At 55.0% G+C, this 19,048-nt stretch carries 17 protein-coding genes and 1 pseudogene; 14 read left to right on the top strand and 4 right to left on the bottom strand.

Annotated elements, in window-relative coordinates:
• From N512_RS0104190 to N512_RS24495, 3 genes and pseudogenes are all read left to right on the top strand, one after another.
• Nucleotides 1-258: a BolA family protein gene (locus N512_RS0104190; protein WP_025012084.1), complete on the top strand. Its 258-nt coding sequence runs from the start codon at nt 1-3 to the stop codon at nt 256-258.
• A 9-nt stretch (nt 259-267) separates the two neighbouring features.
• On the top strand, nt 268-1,527 hold the full coding sequence (gene murA / locus N512_RS0104185) for a UDP-N-acetylglucosamine 1-carboxyvinyltransferase (protein WP_028779511.1): 1,260 nt from the start codon (nt 268-270) through the stop codon (nt 1,525-1,527).
• Nucleotides 1,528-1,678: 151 nt separating this feature from the next.
• Nucleotides 1,679-1,858: pseudogene (locus N512_RS24495) on the top strand (IS4 family transposase); the annotation flags it as partial.
• Nucleotides 1,859-1,917: 59 nt separating this feature from the next.
• Here N512_RS24495 and N512_RS22225 read toward each other — a convergent pair.
• The 4 genes from N512_RS22225 to N512_RS0104165 all read right to left on the bottom strand — a co-directional run bounded on the left by N512_RS22225 (nt 1,918) and on the right by N512_RS0104165 (nt 8,010).
• Nucleotides 1,918-2,481, bottom strand: a complete 564-nt coding sequence (locus tag N512_RS22225) for an imm11 family protein (RefSeq protein WP_028779510.1) — start codon at nt 2,479-2,481, stop codon at nt 1,918-1,920.
• 74 nt (nt 2,482-2,555) lie between these two features.
• Nucleotides 2,556-4,229, bottom strand: a complete 1,674-nt coding sequence (locus N512_RS0104175) for a hypothetical protein (RefSeq protein WP_028779509.1) — start codon at nt 4,227-4,229, stop codon at nt 2,556-2,558.
• A gap of 12 nt (nt 4,230-4,241) precedes the next feature.
• Nucleotides 4,242-6,593, bottom strand: a complete 2,352-nt coding sequence (locus N512_RS0104170; protein ID WP_028779508.1) for a PEGA domain-containing protein — start codon at nt 6,591-6,593, stop codon at nt 4,242-4,244.
• A 10-nt stretch (nt 6,594-6,603) separates the two neighbouring features.
• Nucleotides 6,604-8,010, bottom strand: a complete 1,407-nt coding sequence (locus N512_RS0104165) for a glycerophosphodiester phosphodiesterase (RefSeq protein ID WP_051472647.1) — start codon at nt 8,008-8,010, stop codon at nt 6,604-6,606.
• Nucleotides 8,011-8,379: 369 nt separating this feature from the next.
• Here N512_RS0104165 and N512_RS0104160 point away from each other — a divergent pair, with 369 nt between their 5' ends.
• The 11 genes from N512_RS0104160 (at nt 8,380) to N512_RS0104110 (ending at nt 18,875) form a co-directional block, all read left to right on the top strand.
• The gene (locus N512_RS0104160; RefSeq protein WP_037474204.1) at nt 8,380-9,144 is read left to right on the top strand and encodes a cobalamin-binding protein; all 765 of its coding nucleotides are present in this window, start codon (nt 8,380-8,382) and stop codon (nt 9,142-9,144) included.
• A gap of 263 nt (nt 9,145-9,407) precedes the next feature.
• Nucleotides 9,408-10,670 (top strand): efflux RND transporter periplasmic adaptor subunit, encoded by a 1,263-nt coding sequence (locus tag N512_RS0104155; RefSeq protein WP_025008866.1) that lies wholly within the window; start codon nt 9,408-9,410, stop codon nt 10,668-10,670.
• Nucleotides 10,671-10,680: 10 nt separating this feature from the next.
• The gene (locus tag N512_RS0104150) at nt 10,681-10,929 is read left to right on the top strand and encodes a hypothetical protein (protein WP_028779505.1); all 249 of its coding nucleotides are present in this window, start codon (nt 10,681-10,683) and stop codon (nt 10,927-10,929) included.
• A 35-nt stretch (nt 10,930-10,964) separates the two neighbouring features.
• Nucleotides 10,965-11,687 carry an ABC transporter ATP-binding protein gene (locus tag N512_RS0104145; protein WP_028779504.1) on the top strand — a complete coding sequence of 241 codons (723 nt, stop codon included), beginning with the start codon at nt 10,965-10,967 and terminating at the stop codon, nt 11,685-11,687.
• Nucleotides 11,688-11,698: 11 nt separating this feature from the next.
• Nucleotides 11,699-13,009: an ABC transporter permease gene (locus tag N512_RS0104140; RefSeq protein ID WP_028779503.1), complete on the top strand. Its 1,311-nt coding sequence runs from the start codon at nt 11,699-11,701 to the stop codon at nt 13,007-13,009.
• Nucleotides 13,010-13,019: 10 nt separating this feature from the next.
• Entirely contained in the window at nt 13,020-14,219 is a 1,200-nt protein-coding gene (locus N512_RS0104135; protein WP_025008869.1) for an ABC transporter permease, read from the top strand.
• Nucleotides 14,220-14,345: 126 nt separating this feature from the next.
• Complete coding sequence (locus tag N512_RS0104130; protein ID WP_028779502.1) at nt 14,346-15,770, top strand: sigma-54-dependent transcriptional regulator; 1,425 nt, start codon at nt 14,346-14,348, stop codon at nt 15,768-15,770.
• Complete coding sequence (locus N512_RS0104125; RefSeq protein ID WP_028779501.1) at nt 15,767-17,101, top strand: sensor histidine kinase; 1,335 nt, start codon at nt 15,767-15,769, stop codon at nt 17,099-17,101. Before N512_RS0104130 ends, N512_RS0104125 begins: the two co-directional genes overlap by 4 nt.
• Nucleotides 17,102-17,265: 164 nt before the next feature.
• A complete protein-coding gene (locus N512_RS0104120; protein WP_037474129.1) occupies nt 17,266-17,688 on the top strand; it encodes a curli production assembly/transport protein CsgE in 423 nt (140 codons plus the stop codon).
• Between the two features lie 12 nt (nt 17,689-17,700).
• Nucleotides 17,701-18,093, top strand: coding sequence for a curli assembly protein CsgF (locus N512_RS0104115; RefSeq protein WP_028779499.1), 393 nt, complete (start codon nt 17,701-17,703; stop codon nt 18,091-18,093).
• Complete coding sequence (locus tag N512_RS0104110; protein ID WP_025008874.1) at nt 18,090-18,875, top strand: CsgG/HfaB family protein; 786 nt, start codon at nt 18,090-18,092, stop codon at nt 18,873-18,875. Before N512_RS0104115 ends, N512_RS0104110 begins: the two co-directional genes overlap by 4 nt.
• Nucleotides 18,876-19,048: the final 173 nt, after the last annotated feature.

Here is a 19,048-nt window from a genome sequence, read left to right as displayed (position 1 = left end):
ATGGATACCAAAGAGATAGAACAAATATTAAAGGATTCACTCTCGTTGACGGAAGTTTATGTCAGCGCCGAAGGCAGCCATTTCAAGATAGTGGCCGTGGGTGAATGTTTCGATGGCATGAGCCGTATCAAGCAGCAGCAGGCCATCTATGCGCCCCTGATGGACAAGATCACCAGTGGTGAGATGCACGCGCTCAGTATCAAGACTTTTACGCCTACCCAGTGGCAGCGTGAAAAAATCTTCAACATGCCAGCCTAGAGTATCAATGTGGATAAACTGAAAATTCAGGCAAGCGGTGCGCTTGCCGGTAACGTGGTGATCTCCGGCGCCAAGAATGCTGCCCTGCCTATTCTGATGGCCGGGGTGCTGGCCGAGTCGGAGTTTCTGGTTTCCAATGTGCCCAACCTGAGGGACGTCAGCACCAGCTGTAAGCTGCTACGCTGTCTCGGCGCCGACGTCACCGAACTGGGGCAGGGCCAGATACGTATCGATGCCAGCGGTATCAATGAGTTTTGCGCCCCTTATGATCTGGTGAAAACCATGCGCGCCTCAATTCTGATCCTGGGGCCCTTGCTGGCACGTTTCGGTAAGGCGGATGTGTCTCTGCCGGGGGGCTGCGCCATAGGTGCCCGGCCGGTGAACCTGCACCTGCATGGCCTCGAGCTGATGGGCGCCAAGATAGAAGTCGATGAAGGCTATATCAAGGCGCGGGTCGATGGTCGCCTCAAGGGCGCGCATATCTTTATGGATATGGTCAGTGTTGGTGCCACGGAGAATCTGCTGATGGCCGCGGCCTTGGCCGACGGTGAAACCGTGATTGAAAACGCCGCCCGCGAACCCGAAGTGGTGGACCTGGCCAAGTGCCTTATCGCCATGGGGGCCAAGATTGAGGGCGCCGGAACCGCCACTATACGGATTCAGGGAGTGGAGAAGCTCAATGGTTGCCGTTATCGGGTGATGCCGGACAGAATTGAGACAGGCTCGTTTCTGGTGGCTGCCGCCGTGACCCGTGGCCGGATCCGTTGTCTGGATGCCGATCCCGGCTCGCTGGAGGCTGTGTTGGCCAAGCTGGAAGATGCCGGCGCCGAAATCCTTACCGGCAGCGACTGGATAGCCCTGGATATGAAGGGCAAGCGTCCCAAGTCAGTCAATATCAAGACTCTGCCTTATCCCGGTTTCCCAACCGATATGCAGGCGCAGTTCTGTGTGCTCAATGCACTGGCAGAAGGCACAGGCACTATCACGGAAACCATTTTTGAGAACCGCTTTATGCATGTGCCTGAGTTGAACCGTATGGGCGCCAATATGGAGCTGGAAGGCAATACCTGTATCATTCACGGTATTGAGCAGCTCAATGGTGCTCAGGTGATGGCGACCGATCTGCGGGCGTCGGCCAGTTTGGTGATAGCCGGACTGATGGCCGAAGGCACCACAGTGGTGGACCGTATCTATCATCTGGATCGGGGTTATGAGCATATCGAAGATAAGTTCAAGGGCCTCGGTGGCTCGGTAGAGCGTATCTCCTAACCCGATTGCTCGGTCAGTAAAAAACCACCATGAGGATAATGCCGATCAGTTAAGACAGATAGCTTGAGGATCTAACTGAAAGGATCAAAATCCGATGACTCCATGTCATCGGATTTTTTTATGCAACTTTCAGAAACTTTGGCGCGTACTCATATCAATCGTCTTACCTCAAGCGGTGGATTTCGTTGCTCGCAGCGCTGTCACGCAAGCGGCTGGGCTCTGATGCTGTTCAATATGTTTGTAAGTGAAGTGGCAGGATCTGGCATGAGAGAGCAGAACACCCACATTGGCGTGGACTCAACTTCTATGGGGCGATGGTATCGTGTGGCGATAGAGCTGATCGCTCAAACGGGACTGAGTTCCCTTCCCGTGATCTATTATTTGGAACAGTTATTTAGGTGCTTCTTCAGATGTATCAAATGAGAAAGCCACAATGCTGGTGTTTATCTTTCCTTCCTCGTCCAGGCGTATGAGGGCTTCAAGTAGTTCAATAGAGAAGAATGTTTTCGTCATTCCTATCGGTTTGAATACATGTCTTTTACTTTCGGGAAGTTTGTTGATTTTTTCAGCCGATAAGAAAAACCGGGTGGTAGCGTTGGTTATTTTGATGCTGTTTTCGGTATCGACGGCATCCACCAAGTTGTCTACTGCCAGTATATAACGATCGGATAAAACCCCTGTGCCGGCGCAGGTTAACTTGGAGGGATAGACTTCGACCCCGTAAGGGTCAAAGCTCATTATTAATTCGGCTATCTCCTTGGTAACATTAAAAGCGCCCCCTCTGATTAAGTCCAACGCTTCAATATCGAGGATGTCAGTGTCCTGCCATACAATCTCATTCAGACAACTTGTTGGGATAAAGTGATTGTCATCATAAAGTGACGACCGAATATCGACCGCACTAAATAGTGATTCCCCTTCATTCATCTCTTCGTTTATATAGGCTACTTGCATTCTCAATTCTCTATATTTTTCTCTGGGGCAAAAAAGCCACCTCGTGAGGTGGCTTGGGGGAGTATAAACCGGCGTTAGCCCATACGTTTAAGCTTTTCCTTCAACTCTGGGATAGCGCGGGTAAAACCGTCGATATGGTCGGTCAGGCGTGACAGCAGTTTACGCTTACGCTCTTGGTTACGCCGACCATAAAGTAGGGTCCAAACAAGGAGTACTGCACTGACCATGATAAACACCACCAGGGTCAAGTTGTGTCTAAAGAAGGAGGTACTGTAGATGGGATCCAGCAGCGGGAAGTAGAGCATATCGAACAGCGGATACCAGATATGATCCGGGCCCCAGAAGTTGAAGACCAAGGCGGCAATCGCCAACAAGATCCAGGTGCCTGCGCCGTTGAGCTTGCCGTATTGCTGGAAAGATGTGTTGTTATAACGTTTGTTTTTGGTCAGGTTGTAGGCGTACTCACGGTTATAGTCATCAACGCCCAATTTGGCCCTTGAGCTGGCGTAAATCATCCAATCGCCCACATCCAGATCCCCCAACAGATCTTCGCCGAAGCGCATCTCCCGCACTTCACCATCGGCCAGTTGCAGCAAGACTTCGCCATCAACGTTGGAGCTGCGGCTGCGATGGCTGCTGGTTTCAGTGTCTGTGGTGCTGTGGGAAAATCTGTTACCCACATAATGGTCTGTGGTGGTGGTTTTAGTGGTGGTGACCGTGAAGTCATCGACACTGGCGCTGGCACTTCTGTCGAGCACTTTGCCCATGATACAAGAGACGCTGACTTCACCCTTTTCATCGCCGGCCAAGACATGCTTGTGCAGATAGGGCTCACGGTAACTCAGGCTGTATTGCCGCATCATGGCCTCTTCCTCATCGCGGACGCTGAGGCTGTTGGCGGCCGTTGCCGGTGCTTGCTGCTGCGAGCTGCCACACTGAACACAGTAGCCGTGCTCGCCGTCGATGCGACTCTGGCATTTGAAGCAGAAGATATCCGAGTCTTTTCTCGGCCGCTGGGCGATATGGTAGCCCAACGCTTCTTGGGTGACAGACAACAGGCGTTTCATCGCCAGTTGCAGCGCCTCGTAGCGGCGCAGTTCCCTGGTGTGTTTCTTCTGGTTGCGTTGACGTTCCAGAATGAAACACACCACAGACAGAACCACGGCCACCCCGATAGCGATTTCTGTGGGTTGCTTGGCACCAAAGTACAGCAACAAGGCGCTGGCAATCCCCAGCAGCAGCCACCAGAAGGCGCTGGATTGGCTACCCGGCTCATAGTCGGGCACTATGGTGGAGCGTTGACCGTCGGCTTCATGACTGATAGCGGCCGGAGCCATATGGTTATGGCTGACCAGGCGTTTGGCGTCTTTACCTTCGATGCGGTAATTCAGGGTGTAGTCTGTAGGATAAAACAAGGTCAGCACATCGCCGCGGCGAAGCTGGTCGTAGAACTTGTTCTCGGCATTGACACTGACCCGCTCTATGTTGCCGTCCTTGTCTTCCAGCTCAAGCCACCAGTAGCTGTAGGTGAGGTTATTGCCACTGTCTACCCGGCGCCGCTTGTAGAGGAAACTGGAGTTGACCCGGCCGGTGAAGGTCCTGGCGCCGGAATAGTGGGGGTTAAGATCTTTTAGGATCTCAGGGGCGACATCCTCAATGTTCTTCAGTTTGGGCTGCTCAGGCAGGGACTCTCCGCAGTGACCGCAGAAGTTTTCCTTGGCATAAATGGGTTGATTGCAGTGGTGCATTCAGTTTCCTTGTCAATGGGGTAAAAGACGGATTGTCAGTGTTTGTTCGCCGCCATTCAGGCTGTGCCATTTGCGGTAGGTCTGATAACCGGGGGCGCTTACCTGCACATCGTAGTTGCCCGGTTTAAGCCGGATCCCCGGGTGATACTTGGGGCCGATGTTCATGATCCTGATATTTGCGTTGTTCACATTGGTTTCGACCTTGAGGCGTGTCTCGGTCGGTGCCAGCTCGCTGGCCTTGAGTGGCGCTGGAGTGCTCTTGTGCAGCAAGTCTATCTTGGCCAGTGAATGCGCCAGTGGCGAGAAGGCCTGATAGATACCCGTGTGTTGCTCAAAGCTCAGCCCCAAAGGATGCAGCAGCGGCTGGGCGTGCAGTGTCCAGCGCAGGGCGTAGGCAAAGCCGATATTGCCGGACTGTTCCACCTTGGTGAGGAAGTAGTTCACCGGGCTGGTATCATCCTGGGTGTAGCGGTTTTGCACCAAAAGTACCGGTAAGGTCAGCAGTAACAGGGGCGGCAACAGCTTGGCGGTCAATGCCAGCCAGCGGCGTTTGCCGGACTCGGCACTTTCATTGGCATTCTCATCTATGCCGGTACTGTCTTCGCTGCCACTTGCTTGACTCGCGCCGGGGCGGAACAGCTGCAGCGTCTTCAGCGGCAGTTTGATAAAGGTCATACAGATCAAAAACAGGCTGAGTGACATGGAGATGGGCGGAATAATCACAGATCGCAGCGCCTGCTTACCTTGTTCGGCATAGCGGCCGCCATCGGCAAATTCACGCTCTGATTCGGCCAGCATCTGCAGGTAACTCTGGGTACGCTTCTGGATGTTGGGATCCAGCACATGGCGTTTGAAGTTGGCCTGGTTCCAGTCGGCGCGAACGTTCGGCACATAGAGATCGCCCATGCGTGCGGCTATCTTGCGTTGGATCTGCGGATGCAACTGGAAGGCGTTCCAACTTAAGTTGATGGGCAAGTCCAAACCGCGTTTACGCATCTCGCTCTGCCAGCGGGCATCGGCTTCGGCCTTAACCGTCTTGGCCACGCTTTGACTAAACAGCGGACGATTGCTGATATGCCAGCTGTCAGGCAGTTTCAGCCCCTTGGCCTTGAGGGCCCGGCGCAGTTTCACCTGAGTCACAGGATGCACCCTGAAGTCGGCCAGTGATGCTATGTTGAACGGATAGCCGGTTTCCTTTTCAAACATCGCCTGGAACTTGGGATGGGCCAAGAACAGGCGCTGGTAATGATCCGGATCGTCTGTGTACTTGTAGCGCTTGTCCTTGAGACCGCCATCGCCACCTGTGGCCAGGCTCAGCGCCTGCATGGCGGTGCCGACACCGGCGGTCATCACCCCGAACAGGGCGCTGGACAGCAGGTTTTCGCCTGTGCTGATATCTTCGACTATCAACCAGTAGTTGGGATCTATGTAGCCGAGCCCCGCCTTGGAGATCATTGTCTTGTAGCGGGCGTTTTCCCGTTCTATACATTGATAGCGACGTTCTTTCTGGGACGACTTTTTGTAGCGTTCCTGACAGCGGTTGGTGTCTTCATGGTAGGCGAAGATCTTGGGGCCGTATTCCTGGGCCCTGGCACCGGCCTTGGCCACATGGGCCTTTTGCGCCTGTTGATACTTGCCCCAGCCCTGATTGACCTCCTGCTCTATGTTTTGCCAGTAACCCATCTCCCGCTCCGGGATCCCGGCCAGAGTCTGGTTGTAGCGGTTGGAGCCTTCGGCATAACTGCGATAGCTGGCCGACAGCTCATCATAGAGTTGACCAAAGTCGTGATAGTGCTGGTCAAAGTCGCGATAGGCCCGCTTTTGCACGAAGTTGTGAATGATCTTCTGCTTGTAATCATCCAGGTTATCGGTGAGGTTGTGGTCGGCATAGGCCAGGCCGCCGAACAGGGCCAGAAAGGTCAGGTTTTCAGAGCTGTGCAGCTCTTTGGGGTCGTAGTTGAGACCTTCGACTTCGACCGCGTTAACCGCCAGGGCATCCCGCAGCGCCGCGCTATAGGCCGCGTATTGACGCTGCTCCGGGGTAGAGGGTTCAATCAACCATTGCTCTATCAGGTATTTCTGGCCGAAAAACACGCTGGGCCAGACACACAAGGTGAGCAGCAACAGGGTCAGGCTGCCTCTCAGGCCGGTTTTGAACAGCCGTGCCGGCAAGAGATCGGCCAGCAGCAGGGTCACACCTATCCCGGAAATGGTGCGGCCGTAAATCTCCAGGTGTTCGAGTTGCTCGGGCTTGGGTGTGCCCAAGCCCACCAAAGAAACCAGTTGGGCGTTGAAGATGGCCTCTGGGATCAGATAGGCGGCGCTCAGCAGCAGGAAAAATACCCGCCAGGACAGTTTTTTCATCCTTGGTTCCTCACTGCTGCTCGCTGCGGCGCAGCTCTATTTTCACTGCGTCATCTGCGGTGAGGTCTACTTGGGTCTGGTTTTCTCTGGGGCCGGCCTGGGTTTTCATGATCACAGGAACAAAGCCGCCGCCAGACTCGGACGCCTTGCCTTTATTGGCCACAGCGCCTGTCTTGAAGGACTTCAGTTTGCCATCCACCGCCGGATACAGACCGTTGGGCCAGTAGGTTTCCAGCAAAGAGAGCTTGGAAAGATCCAGATCCTTGGGCAGCGTGGCCAGCTTGCGGGTCAGCTCAGTACTGCCTTGATAAGGCAGCATGGGCGGCAGGGCGAAGCGGCTGCAAAAACCATAGAGGCTGTCGTCGATAATCACAGAGTCGGGCAGTTGACTGCGCTTGAGTCCCAGCAGGCTCTGTTCGTGGTAATCATGACCATTGATGGTATAGCTGGCCACAGGAATGCCGCGGTTATGGGCCACCGATTTGAACCCAGAGGCGTTTTGCCGATAGTGGCGTATGTCCAGGGCGATACCGAAGTTGGACTTGAGCGCCTTTTTCAGCTTATTGAGTCCGGCCGAGGAGTCATAACGCTTTTCCCGGTAGCGGCGGTTGGCGTAACCCTGAATGTCCTCCAGCATGGATTGATTGCGCAAAAAGATGGGGTCTTGACCTGCGCCGCGTTTCATATCAGCCGCCAGTTTGTTCATCGAGGCCTTGGCCGGGCTCTGGATAAAGGACAGGAATACAGCGTCGTTTATCTGCCTCATTTTTTTGAGGTTTTCCAGCTCCAGACTGCTGTAGAAGTAGCGCCCCTGGCCTATGATACTGAAGGCCAGATAGTCGAGCATCTCCAGATCCCGGCTGCCGGCGCGACTCTTGATCTCAATATTCAGCTTCTGTCCGCTATGGGCATAGCGACTGAACACCTGCGCCAGTTGGCGAAAGTTGGGCGGTACCGTATCTGTGAGGGCGCCGGTTTGCATGTCCCGCTGGCGCAGATAGCCCCACTCTTTCTCATAGCGAATCGACTCTATCTTGCGGCGCTTATTGTCTATGGTGCCGGTTTCACGTCCGGTACGGCCATCGTGATGAATGACCCAGACATCATCCCGGGTCAGGCGCACATCGATTTCAATCACATCAAACTGGTTATCCAGGGCATCTATGACGGCTTCCAGCGAGTTTTCCGGAAAGCGTATCGAGCCTCTGTGGGCCTGAAGCTCCAGGTTGCTGCACTGCCTGGCCCCCAGATAATTGATGTTATCCAGTGGTGACAAAGTAAAGCCTCTGGCGTTGAAGGCTTGTTCCAATGCCAGTTTCTGCGGATCCACGGGTTGAGGTTCTGGGGCGGATGGGGTGCTTTTACAGCCGCCAAGCAGGCCGAAACAGCAAAATATCAGGACGAAAAAGAGACGCACAGGGGTTCCTTGGTGCTCTATAAGTATTTATAAATTAAGGGTATTAAAATTAATTATTTACCGTCGGTCAACCTGTAATGCCAATGTTTAACAAGTTTTACTTGTGCTGTCTCAAAACTGAACATTGGCTGACTTTTAATTGGTCAAATCGTCCGCTTTTTTGCGGCCGCATAACCAGGGACGCGCGTTTTACTCACAACTTGCTTGAGGTATGCTTGAAGCACAATTGTGAATAACCAAGGAAACCAGGTGAACCGACTGATACTCTGCCTGCTTTGCAGTTTGGCTCTGAGCCCTGTCGCCCAGGCCAAGTCGCCCGACAAAGCAGTCAACAAGGGGGGCAACAAAAGCGTCAGTGCCAGGCCGGCTATGCGCATAGTGGCGCTCTCTCCCCATGCGGTGGAGATGCTGTTTGCCATAGGCGCGGGGCAGCAGATAGTGGCCACCACAGACTATGCCGATTTCCCCGAGGCCGCCAAGGCAATTCCCCGCATAGGCGGTTACTACGGCATACAGATAGAAAGAGTGATAGAGCTGAATCCGGATCTGGTGGTGGTCTGGGATACAGGCAACCGCAGCGAAGATATAGAACAGCTGACCAAGCTTGGGTATCGCATTTACGGCAGTGACCCCAAGACCTTGGAAGGCATTGCCGAAGAGCTGGAACAGCTAGGGCGTCTCACCGGTCACAGACAGCAGGCCGGGGAAGTGGCTGCCGACTACCGGCAGCAATTGGCAACTTTGCGCCGGGAGAATGCCGCCAAGCCGGAGATCAAGGTGTTCTATCAACTCTGGTCCGAGCCTTTGATGACAGTGGCCCAGAACAGTTGGATCCAGCAGTTGTTGGAAGTCTGCCATGGCAACAACGTCTTCAAGGACAGCAGCTCTCCCTATCCGCAGGTAAGCATGGAAAATGTGCTTCTCAGTCAACCCGAGGTGATCATCAAGACAGATGAAAAGGGCGATGGCAAGCGGTTGAACTGGAGCCAATGGCAGGAGATCCCTGCGGTGAAAATGGAACAAATCTACACACTTAACGCCGATATTCTGCACCGGGCAACTCCAAGGGCGCTGGAAGGTGTTGAGGCTATCTGCAAGGTGCTCGACAAGGCCCGCGAAGGGCAGCGGCTATGATAATCATCATCCCGGCTTCGGCGCCAGTCTGGTAATCCTGCTGCAGGCATTTTAAGCCCGTCCTCTATTTATTCTTCTGTTACTAAGTGTCCGCCAGGCGGACACTTTTGCAAAAAGCGGACAGTATCCGCTTGTCCGCGGACACAAATAAAATCTCCACTGCTTTCCAACCAATTGATAACTATGACTATCTAAACTTGGCACAAGCTTTGTAAACCTAGTTGCAACAAGATGGTCACAAGCTCAATTGAGGAACAAACGGGATGATTAAGGATACCAGCGGACAAGACAAGCAAGTGGCGCCGAGTTTAGCGCGTCGCCTCAAGTGGCCGGCTACCCTGGGCGCGGCAGTATTGTTGCTGTCGGGCCTGGTGTGGGCCAGTGTCAGTGGCAGCGGTGTCAGTGAATCCATAGATCGCAGTGAGCTGCGCTTCGCCACTCTGGAGCGCGGCACTCTGACTCGGGATATCGCCACTACAGGCAAGATAGTCGCCGCCAACGCGCCAATCCTCTACAGCCCGGAAGGCGGCACTGTGACTCTGATAGCCAATCCGGGGGACAGGGTCGAGCAGGGCCAGGTGGTCGCGACCATAGAAAGCCACAGCCTGACCAACAGCCTCAAGCAGCAGCAGGCCCTGCTCGATGGGATGAAGAGTGCCCTGGAACGGGCCAAGTTGGATGCCAGACGTAATCAACTCAAGGCGAATCAGACACTGGATATGGCCAAGGTGGATCTGGAGGCCGCAGACAGGGAGAGCCGCCGCGGCGATCAACTGATCGAAACCAGCCTGATCTCCAAGATAGATTACGAGAAGAGCAAGGATGAGCTGCACAAGGCCAAGTTGCAGTATGCCCATGCCCAGCAGGAAGCCGCACTGATGAAAGACACCCTGACCTTTGAGCTGCAAAACAAGGCGGCCGAGGTCAATCGTCAGGCACTGGTGGTAGCCGAGTTGGAACGTCAGGTGGCAGCACTGAACATCACAGCCCCAGTGGGCGGCATCATAGGTAACTGGCTGACGGAACAAAAAGCCCGTATCGCCCAGAGCCAGCCGATCCTGACCGTAGTGGACTTGAGTGCCTTCGAGGCTGAGTTGGCAGTGCCGGAAACCTACGCCGATGAACTGGGGCTGGGGATGGATGTGGAACTCAACTTCGGCGGCGTGATGGTGATGGGCAAGTTGGCCTCCATCTCCCCCGAAGTACGTAACCGCGAAGTCTCTACCCGGGTCAGGTTCCAGCAGGATACCGCTTTGCACCTGAGGCAGAATCAGCGCCTGTCGGCCAGGGTCTTGTTGGAAAACCGTGCCGATGTGCTGATGGTCAAGCGCGGCGCCTTCGTGAACAGTGGCGGTGGCCGCCTGGTGTACCGTCTTCAGGGGGATATTGCCGAGCGCACCGAGATCAAACTCGGCGCCCGCAGCATGAGCCATATCGAGGTGCTGGAAGGCGGCGAGGTGGGCGACCAATGGGTGATTTCCAATATCGATCTGTTCAATGACGCCGAGCAAGTGCTGGTTCGCTGAGGAGAGAAGAATGAAAACCGAAAACTTCAACACCGAACGTCTGGTGGCGGCCCTGGCTCTTATGCTGTTGCTGGTGGCGACTCTGGTCTATACCCGAGATACCTCGGACTGGTTCCTGCTGGGACTCAATCTTATCGAAGCCACCACAGTCAACTCTGTGTCGGCCGAGCCGGGGCAAGTTGCCGATGTCAGCCATACCGCGATGGCGCCGGGCCAGTGGCTTGGGCAATGCCTGTCTGCCCTGACGAAACTAAAATAACCCACCGAATAACGCAAAAATAAGGAACTAAAACCATGTTAACCATGAAAAATATCAACAAGGTGTTCAAAACGGATTTAGTGGAAACCCATGCGTTACGGGATTTCAATCTGTCGGTGCAGGAGGGGGAATTTGTTGCCGTGACCGGACCGTCGGGCTCGGGTAAAACCACCTTCCTCAATATCGCAGGTCTGCTCGAAGGCTTTACCCATGGCGAGTATTTTCTCGATGATGTCAATATCTCCAACCTGAGTGACAACAAGGCTGCGGCCATTCGTAATGAGAAAATTGGTTTTATCTTTCAGGGTTTTAACCTTATCCCTGACTTGAATCTGGCGGAGAATGTTGAAGTACCACTGCGTTATCGCGGCTTTGGCGCCAAAGAGCGCCAGAAGCGGGTGAAGCAGGCACTGGAGCAGGTGGGCCTGGGGGCGAGGATGAAGCATCTGCCCTCACAACTCTCGGGTGGTCAGCAGCAGCGGGTGGCCATCGCCCGCGCCTTGGCCGGGGAGCCGAGATTCCTGCTCGCCGACGAACCTACGGGTAACCTGGACAGCCTGATGGCCCGCCAGGTGATGGAACTGCTGGAAGAGATCAACAAGGCCGGCACGACCATCATCATGGTGACCCATGACCCGGAGCTGGCCCGCCGCGCCCAGCGCAATATTCAGATAGTGGATGGCCAGGTGTGTGACTTCAGCCGTTATCAAACCGAACAGGCGCCGCAGCTGGATGTGGCCGAACAAGTGGCCAGCTAAGGAGCGCGAGCATGTTTATTTACTATGTTGACCTTGCTTGGCGCAGCATCAAAAAGACGCCGATATTGTCGCTGTTGATGGTGTTGGCCATCTCAGTGGGGATAGGGATCACCATCACCACGCTGAACGTGTATAGCATGATGTCCTTCAACCCGGCCGGGGATCGCGCCGAGCAACTCAACACAGTGCAGCTGTGGAGCCAGGGACCCGATTCCTGGGATGAGTTTAACTCGCTGATCACCTTTCAGGATGCCATGAATCTGCGTAAGGGGGATCTTCCCAAATCGCAGGCCGCCATGTTCCGCAGTGGTATGGCGGTGCAAACGGATGACCCTGAAGTTCTACCCATGTTGCAGGGCGTCAGGGTGACAGACCGCGGCTTCTTCCCGCTGTTCGAAGTGCCTTTTCTCTATGGCAACGTTTGGGACAAATCAGTGGATGAGCAAGCGGCCTATCAAGTGGTTATTGGCAGAAAGCTGAACCAGAAGCTGTTTGGCGGCGAGAACAGCGTCGGCAAGACTGTCTATCTCAACCGCAAACCCTTTCAGGTGGTGGGCGTGATAGCCGACTGGAACCCTCAACCCAAGTATTACGATCCTACCAGCGGCGCCTTTGCCAGTGCCGAGCAAGTGTATATTCCGTTTTCGCTGGCCGCCCATGAAGAGTTTCCGATTTGGGGGAATGTCTCAGGTTGGAAGTATGAGCGTCTGGACAACTATCAGGACAGACTGGTTTCAGAGAAAGTCTGGCTCGAGTACTGGGTCGATCTGCCAAGCGCAGAAGACAGAGCCGCCTATAAGAACTTCCTCGCTCAGTATGTCGAGCAGCAAAAAGAACTGGGGCGCTTTACCGATGGCAAGTCTCCCTCTGAGTCGGCGCAGCTGTCCGATGTAGACGCCTGGCTGGAGAAAAATCACGTAGTGCCCGAGGACAATAAGATTCTGGTGGGGCTGAGCATACTGTTTCTCAGTGTTTGCCTGGTCAATATTCTGGGGTTGATGCTGACCAAGTTCCTTAAGCGAGCTCCCGAGGTTGGCGTGCGCCGCGCCATTGGGGCCAGCCGCGGGCAGATCTTCTCTCAATACATGGTCGAGGTGGGCGTGATCGGGCTATTGGGTGGCTTTCTCGGCCTCGCCTGGGCCTGGGGAGCACTCTATAGCCTGTCGGCGCGCTTCGGGGTTGCCGAAGGGCTGACGCACCTGTCTTTGAGTATGTGGTTTATCACCCCCGGGATAGCGGTAGGTACCGCCATGTTGGCGGGTTTTTATCCGGCTTGGGTTGTGTGCCGCACTAAACCAAGCGTTTACCTCAAGAGCCAGTAAGGGATTGACTATGCTAAATATTAAACCGGTTTTCAGCAGCCTGATGCGCAGCAAGAGCGGCCCGATACTACTGCTGATGCAGATCATCTTATCGGTGGCCATAGTCGCCAATGCCAGCTTTATTATCCATGAACGTTTGACCATGATGCAGCGTGATTCCGGGATTGCCGAGCAGGAGATCCTGGCCTTTACCGTCTACAACTTCGACCCCAATATAGATACCAAGCTGCAGAACAAGGTCGACCAGCAGATCCTCCGCCGCCTGCCCAATGTCGTCACGGCGACGTCCACCAATATGTTGCCGCTCAGTGGCAGTGGCTGGTCCACCACGCTGAATCTGGGGCCGGATCCGGAAACGTCCAAGACGACGCCCCAGCTTGCCATGTACCTGGGGACAGAGCACACCCTGGAAACCTTGGGGGTCAAGTTGGTGGATGGGCGTAACTTCTACGCCAACGAGATCAATGATGATGTTAACGGCAGCAATAAGCTGGTGATCATCAGCAAGGCGCTGGCCGATGAGGTTTGGCCGAATGAGTCCGCCGTGGGCAAGACCCTCTGGGCCGACAGGGACGAGAATGTCACAGTGATAGGTGTGGTCGACAAACTGCAGGGTGCTTGGGTGGACAGCAAAGATCTCGAGTACAGCCTGATCCAGAACGTCGATTACACCGGGCATTTCTACATGGTGCGGGCGCCGAGTGAGCATCACAAGGCGCTGAAAGAGCAGATCCTCGAGGCCTTGATGAAGGAAAACCCCAATCGGGTGATCGATGATTTCCAATCTATCCAGGAAGTAAAGCAAAGCTCCTATCGTGACCACGAGCTCATGGTCAGCGTGCTGTCCATGATGGTGATTTTGCTGCTGCTGATCACCAGTTTAGGCCTGACAGGTATGGTGATGTTCAACATTCAGCGCCGCACCAAACAGATTGGCACCCGGCGGGCCTTGGGGGCCACCAAGGCCGATATCCTGAGTCTGTTTCTGACGGAAAACTACCTTATCTGTATCGCCGGAGGGCTGTTGGGGGCTTGTCTTGCCGTGGTGTTGGGGCAACAACTGATGCAGCACTATGACCTGCCACAGCTCGACCTCATCTATCCGCTGCTAACAGTGGTGGGCATGTTGCTGGTGACGACAGTGGCTGTGGTCTTGCCTGCCCGCAGGGCGGCGAATATCTCACCGGCAATGGCGACCCGCAGCGTCTGAACCGCCTGCCGCCCATTCGAGCCGAGGGCATGGCTCATGCAGTTTGGCTCGCGTTGGCGGTAGCTTTAGGGTAGTTTTACTCATAATTTTTACAATAGATATAACAGGATGTAACAAGCAGGCATGATGGATACTGTACTCGTTGTCGATGACAATCAGGCCGTATGTCAGGCGTTGTCGCTGATGTTGGAAATTGCCGGTTACCGGCCGCTCAGTTGTCAGAGCCCTCAGGAGGCGCTGTACTTTATTGAGCAAGAAGAGGTCAGCCTGGTGATCCAGGACATGAATTTCAGCCGCGACACCACCTCGGGGGAGGAAGGGCGGGAACTGTTTCACGCCTTGCGCAGTCGCCAGCCGCAACTGCCAATCATCTTGCTCACCGCCTGGACCGAGCTGGAAATGGCAGTGGAATTGATGAAGGCCGGGGCCGCCGATTATCTGGCCAAGCCCTGGGATGACAACAAGTTGCTCAACAGTGTCGCCAACCTGATTTCCCTCTACAAGCTGCAACAGGATAACCAGCAGTTGCAGCAGCGTGAGCAGCAACGGCAGGCGGCTTTCGACGGCGCCGATCTCTGTGGCTTGGTATTTGCCAGCGCTGCCATGGAGCGCTGTGTTGATCTGGCGTTGCAACTGGCACGCTCGGATGTCTCTGTGCTGATCACAGGTCCCAACGGCGCTGGCAAGGATAAGTTGGCGGATATACTGCACGCCAATTCGCCACTGAAACACAAGCCACTCATTAAGGTCAATGTCGGCGCCTTGCCGATGGAGCTGATGGAGGCCGAGTTGTTTGGCGCCGAGGCCGGTGCGTTTACCGGCGCCACCAAGGCCCGTATCGGCCGTTTCGAAGCGGCCGATGGCGGTACCCTGTTTCTGGATGAGATAGGCAACCTGCCGCTGTCCGGGCAGATAAAACTGCTGCGGGTATTACAGACCGGCGAGTTTGAACGCCTGGGCAGCCACCAGACCCGTAAGGTCAAGGTCAGGCTGCTGAGTGCCACCAACGCCGATCTGCGCCAGGACATTATCGAAGGCCGTTTTCGCGAGGATCTTTTCTATCGCCTCAATGTGGTGGAACTGGCATTGCCGCCATTGGCGCAGCGCAAAGACGACATCTTGCCGCTGGTGGAGCACTTTTGTGCCGCCGCGGCCTTGAACAAGAGTGCGGCGCTGAGCAAGAGCCTTACGTTGGACAAGAGTGCCAAAGAGGCACTGCTGGCCCACGACTGGCCCGGCAATGTACGCGAGCTGGAAAACGCCTGTAAACGCGCGGTTTTGCTGAGTCGCGGCGAGTCTTTGAGCTGCAGTGATTTTGGTTTGGCAGCGGGAACCGCCTCGAAAACTATCTTGGATTCAAGTGTCGGCCAAGCTCCAGAGAGCCATGGCCAACCAGCCGGGGCAGAGGAGCCGGGCAAGGCGGAAATAGAAGCGGCGCTGGCCGAGCACGGCGGCGTTATCGCCAGGGTTGCCAAGTCATTTGGCATCAGCCGTCAGGCGCTCTATCGGCGGATGGAGAAGTTTGGTATCGACGGCAAGAGGCAGGCATGACAGGGGAACTCAGTCTAAGACACAGGCTGCTGCTGGGCATGCTGCTGAGCACCTTGCTGGGTTTGCTGCTCGGGTGGCTTTGTCTGTTGTGGTTGGGGCCTGAATGGTTATGGCTGGCGGCGGTGGCAGGGTTGCTGGCAGCTCTGGGCATAGGGCTCAGGTTAACCCGAACCCTGGGTGACAGCCTGGCGGGGCTGGAAATCGGCATGCTTAACCTGATTGATCGAGATTTTAGTGTCTCGTTGCCGGACAGCGGCATCAGCGAGCTGGATAGACTGGCTCAACTGTTCAACGAGGCGTCGGCCCGACTCAGGCAGGAGCGGCAGCATATCTATCAGCGGGAATTGCTGCTGGATAAGGTCATTCAAAACTCGCCCAATATCATGCTGCTGTGCGATAGCGTGGGTCATATCATTTATGCCAACGACGCCGCCAAACATCTGTTCAATGCCAGGAAAGGCCTGGAAGGAAGCAGCCTCTCTGAGCTCAAAGCCAAGGTGAGCGAAGAGATGCGCCAAATGTTGGAGAGTGAGCGCGATGGCCTGTTCAATCTCGGCTTGCCGGAAGGCGAAAACCAGAGCTGGCACCTGAGTCGCGGCCAGTTCAACCTCAATGGTCAGCAGCATCAGTTGCTGCTGCTCAAGCAGATGACCCGTGAGCTCAACCGCCAGGAGGTGGCGGTGTGGAAGAAGGTGATCCGGGTAATCAGTCATGAGCTCAATAACTCGCTGGCGCCTATTGCCTCCATGGTCAACTCGGGTCGGCGCTTGACCACAGAGAACCGCGATCCCAAGCTGAGCCTGATTTTCGATACCATAGAAAATCGCACCAATCATCTGGGGCAGTTTATCGAGGGTTATGCTCGTTTTGCCAAGCTGCCCAGCCCCAGGAAACACGTTATTCCATGGGCCCGCTTGCTGCCTGAGTTGGCTGAGCATTACGCCTTTGTCTGCCGGGAGATCCCTACGCTGACTTTGCTGGCCGATGAGGTGCAACTGGAGCAGGTGTTGCTGAATCTGCTCAAAAACGCCCATGAGTCCGGCTCGGCACCTGAGGAGATTGAGCTGCAGATAGCCAGCCGCTCTGGTTGGCGCAGTGATGCTGCCGACCCGGTTGCCGGCGTCAGTATCTGCGTGATGGATCGCGGCAGTGGCATGTTAGCAGAGGTGTTGTCGCAGGCGCTGTTACCCTTCTATTCCACCAAGCCTCAGGGCAGTGGCCTGGGACTGGCGTTGTGCCGAGAGATTGCCGAGGCTCACGACGGTCGTCTCAGCCTGCAAAACCGTCAGGATGGTGGCTTGTTGGTTCAGCTGTGGTTACCGCAACAATGAGTCATACTTTCGGGTGATTTTCAACGGATCTCGACTCAGCCGAAATAGCTATTTTTCAGGTAAATATGTCGGTGGCGGGTGACTCGGTTCCGGCGCTGCTGTTAATGTAATGCTCTTGTTAAAGGAATGGCCTTTTCAGGCAACAAAGGGAATTTTCGGGGACAATGCCGCACTCTGTCTTGTTATCCATGCGCTGTATCTTGTGCTTACTGATGCTGACACTTCCGTCTGCTCCGGCGTTGGCCGCAGCCGAGGCGGATGACATAGAGATCAGTGGCCTGGTCATAGACAGAACCCTGACCCGCTTTGGCAAGGATTTTGGTTTTTACTACTCGGGGTATTGGCGGGATCTGCCCTTTACCCAGGGATTCAATGTCACCCTTTACGAAACGGTTTTCCCTCAGGCCGGCACCTTGCTGACACTGGAGGTTAACGGTACCCGTATTTACCAAACCCATTTTGGCCGCAGAGCCAGTCCCATCAAGGAGCGGGCCGAACAGGCGATTCTCTTGACCATAGATTATATCGCCTCGGTCAGAGCCCAATCCATGACAGGGGAATTGGGATCCAATTGGGATGGAATTTAGGAAGCAAGCACAATGACACTCAGGATGTTAATCGTAGCCGGCACCTTGCTGGCTTTTTCGGGGCAGGCCACCGAACTGGTCTATACCCCAATCAACCCCAGTTTTGGCGGTAACCCTCTCAACGGTTCGTTTCTGCTGAGCAAAGCCCAGGCCCAAAATGACAATCAGGCCGCCGGCAATGAAAAGGACTTTGTTACCCGCTTCAAGGAGTCGCTGGAGCGTAACATTATCAACTCCATCACCCGCGGTGTGGCCGACGGTGAGATAACCGACGGTGTGTATGACACGGGGGACTACCGCGTCGAAGTCGCCTCCACAGGTAACGGCGTGATGTTGACCATTACCAACCTGCTTTCCGGCGAAGTCACAGTGATAGAGATGCCTATCTATGGAGGTAATCCATGAGGTGGCTGGCACTGGTTCCACTGTTACTGCTGGGGGGCTGCAGCCTGGTTCCCAAGCCTGATTTGAATATCAATGAGGCCCAGGTAAATCCCTTGAGTGAAACCATGAAGGCGCTGCAGTCGCGTCCCGGGCCGCGTTTTCCTATCCCGGTTGCGGTTTACTCTTTCCGGGATCAGACCGGGCAATATAAGCCCCAGGCCAATGTCAGTTCCTTCTCGACCGCAGTGACCCAGGGGGCCACTTCCATGTTGGTGCAGACTCTGCTGGATTCCAGGTGGTTTACCCCTGTGGAGCGGGAAGGACTGCAGAACCTGCTGACCGAGCGCAAGATCTCAGGTAAGCAGCAGGGGCGCAATAATGAAGTGCCGACCCTGACCAATGCCAGGCTGCTTCTGGAAGGCGGGATCATCAGCTATGAAACCAACGTGGAAACCGGCGGCAGCGGCGTGGAATACTACGGCATAGGCGCCTCCGAGCTGTATCGGGAAGATCAGGTGACCATTTATCTCAGGGCAGTGGATGTACACACAGGCAAGGTGCTGATGTCGGTCAATACCACCAAGCGGGTGTTCTCTCAGGAGATGCGTGCCGGTCTGTTTCGATACACCAGTTTGAACCGCCTGGCAGAGGCCGAAGTGGGCTTTACCACCAATGAGCCGGTACAGTTTTGTGTGTTGCAGGCGATAGAACTGGCGGTCTCCGAGCTTATCGATAAGGGGAGCCGCATGGGGTACTGGAGCGCCGAGGCTTCGGGCGACGACAACAGCCTGAGTCAGGGATAAACAGCTTGAGCGAGAGAGCAACAGCTTGAGCGATAGATAAACCGCAGTTTGTTGATTTTCAAAAAGAAGGGCCCGCAATTGCGGGCCCTTCTTTTTGACTAACTCCAGGGCGTTCATTTCAGCTGGCTCATTTCAGAAGGCCGATTTCAAGCGGCAGGTTTCCGGCTGCCATT

This window comes from Shewanella sp. 38A_GOM-205m, from assembly GCF_000518445.1.
GTDB classification, from domain to species: domain Bacteria; phylum Pseudomonadota; class Gammaproteobacteria; order Enterobacterales; family Shewanellaceae; genus Shewanella; species Shewanella algae.
This window is presented reverse-complemented; position numbering and strand designations above follow the sequence as displayed.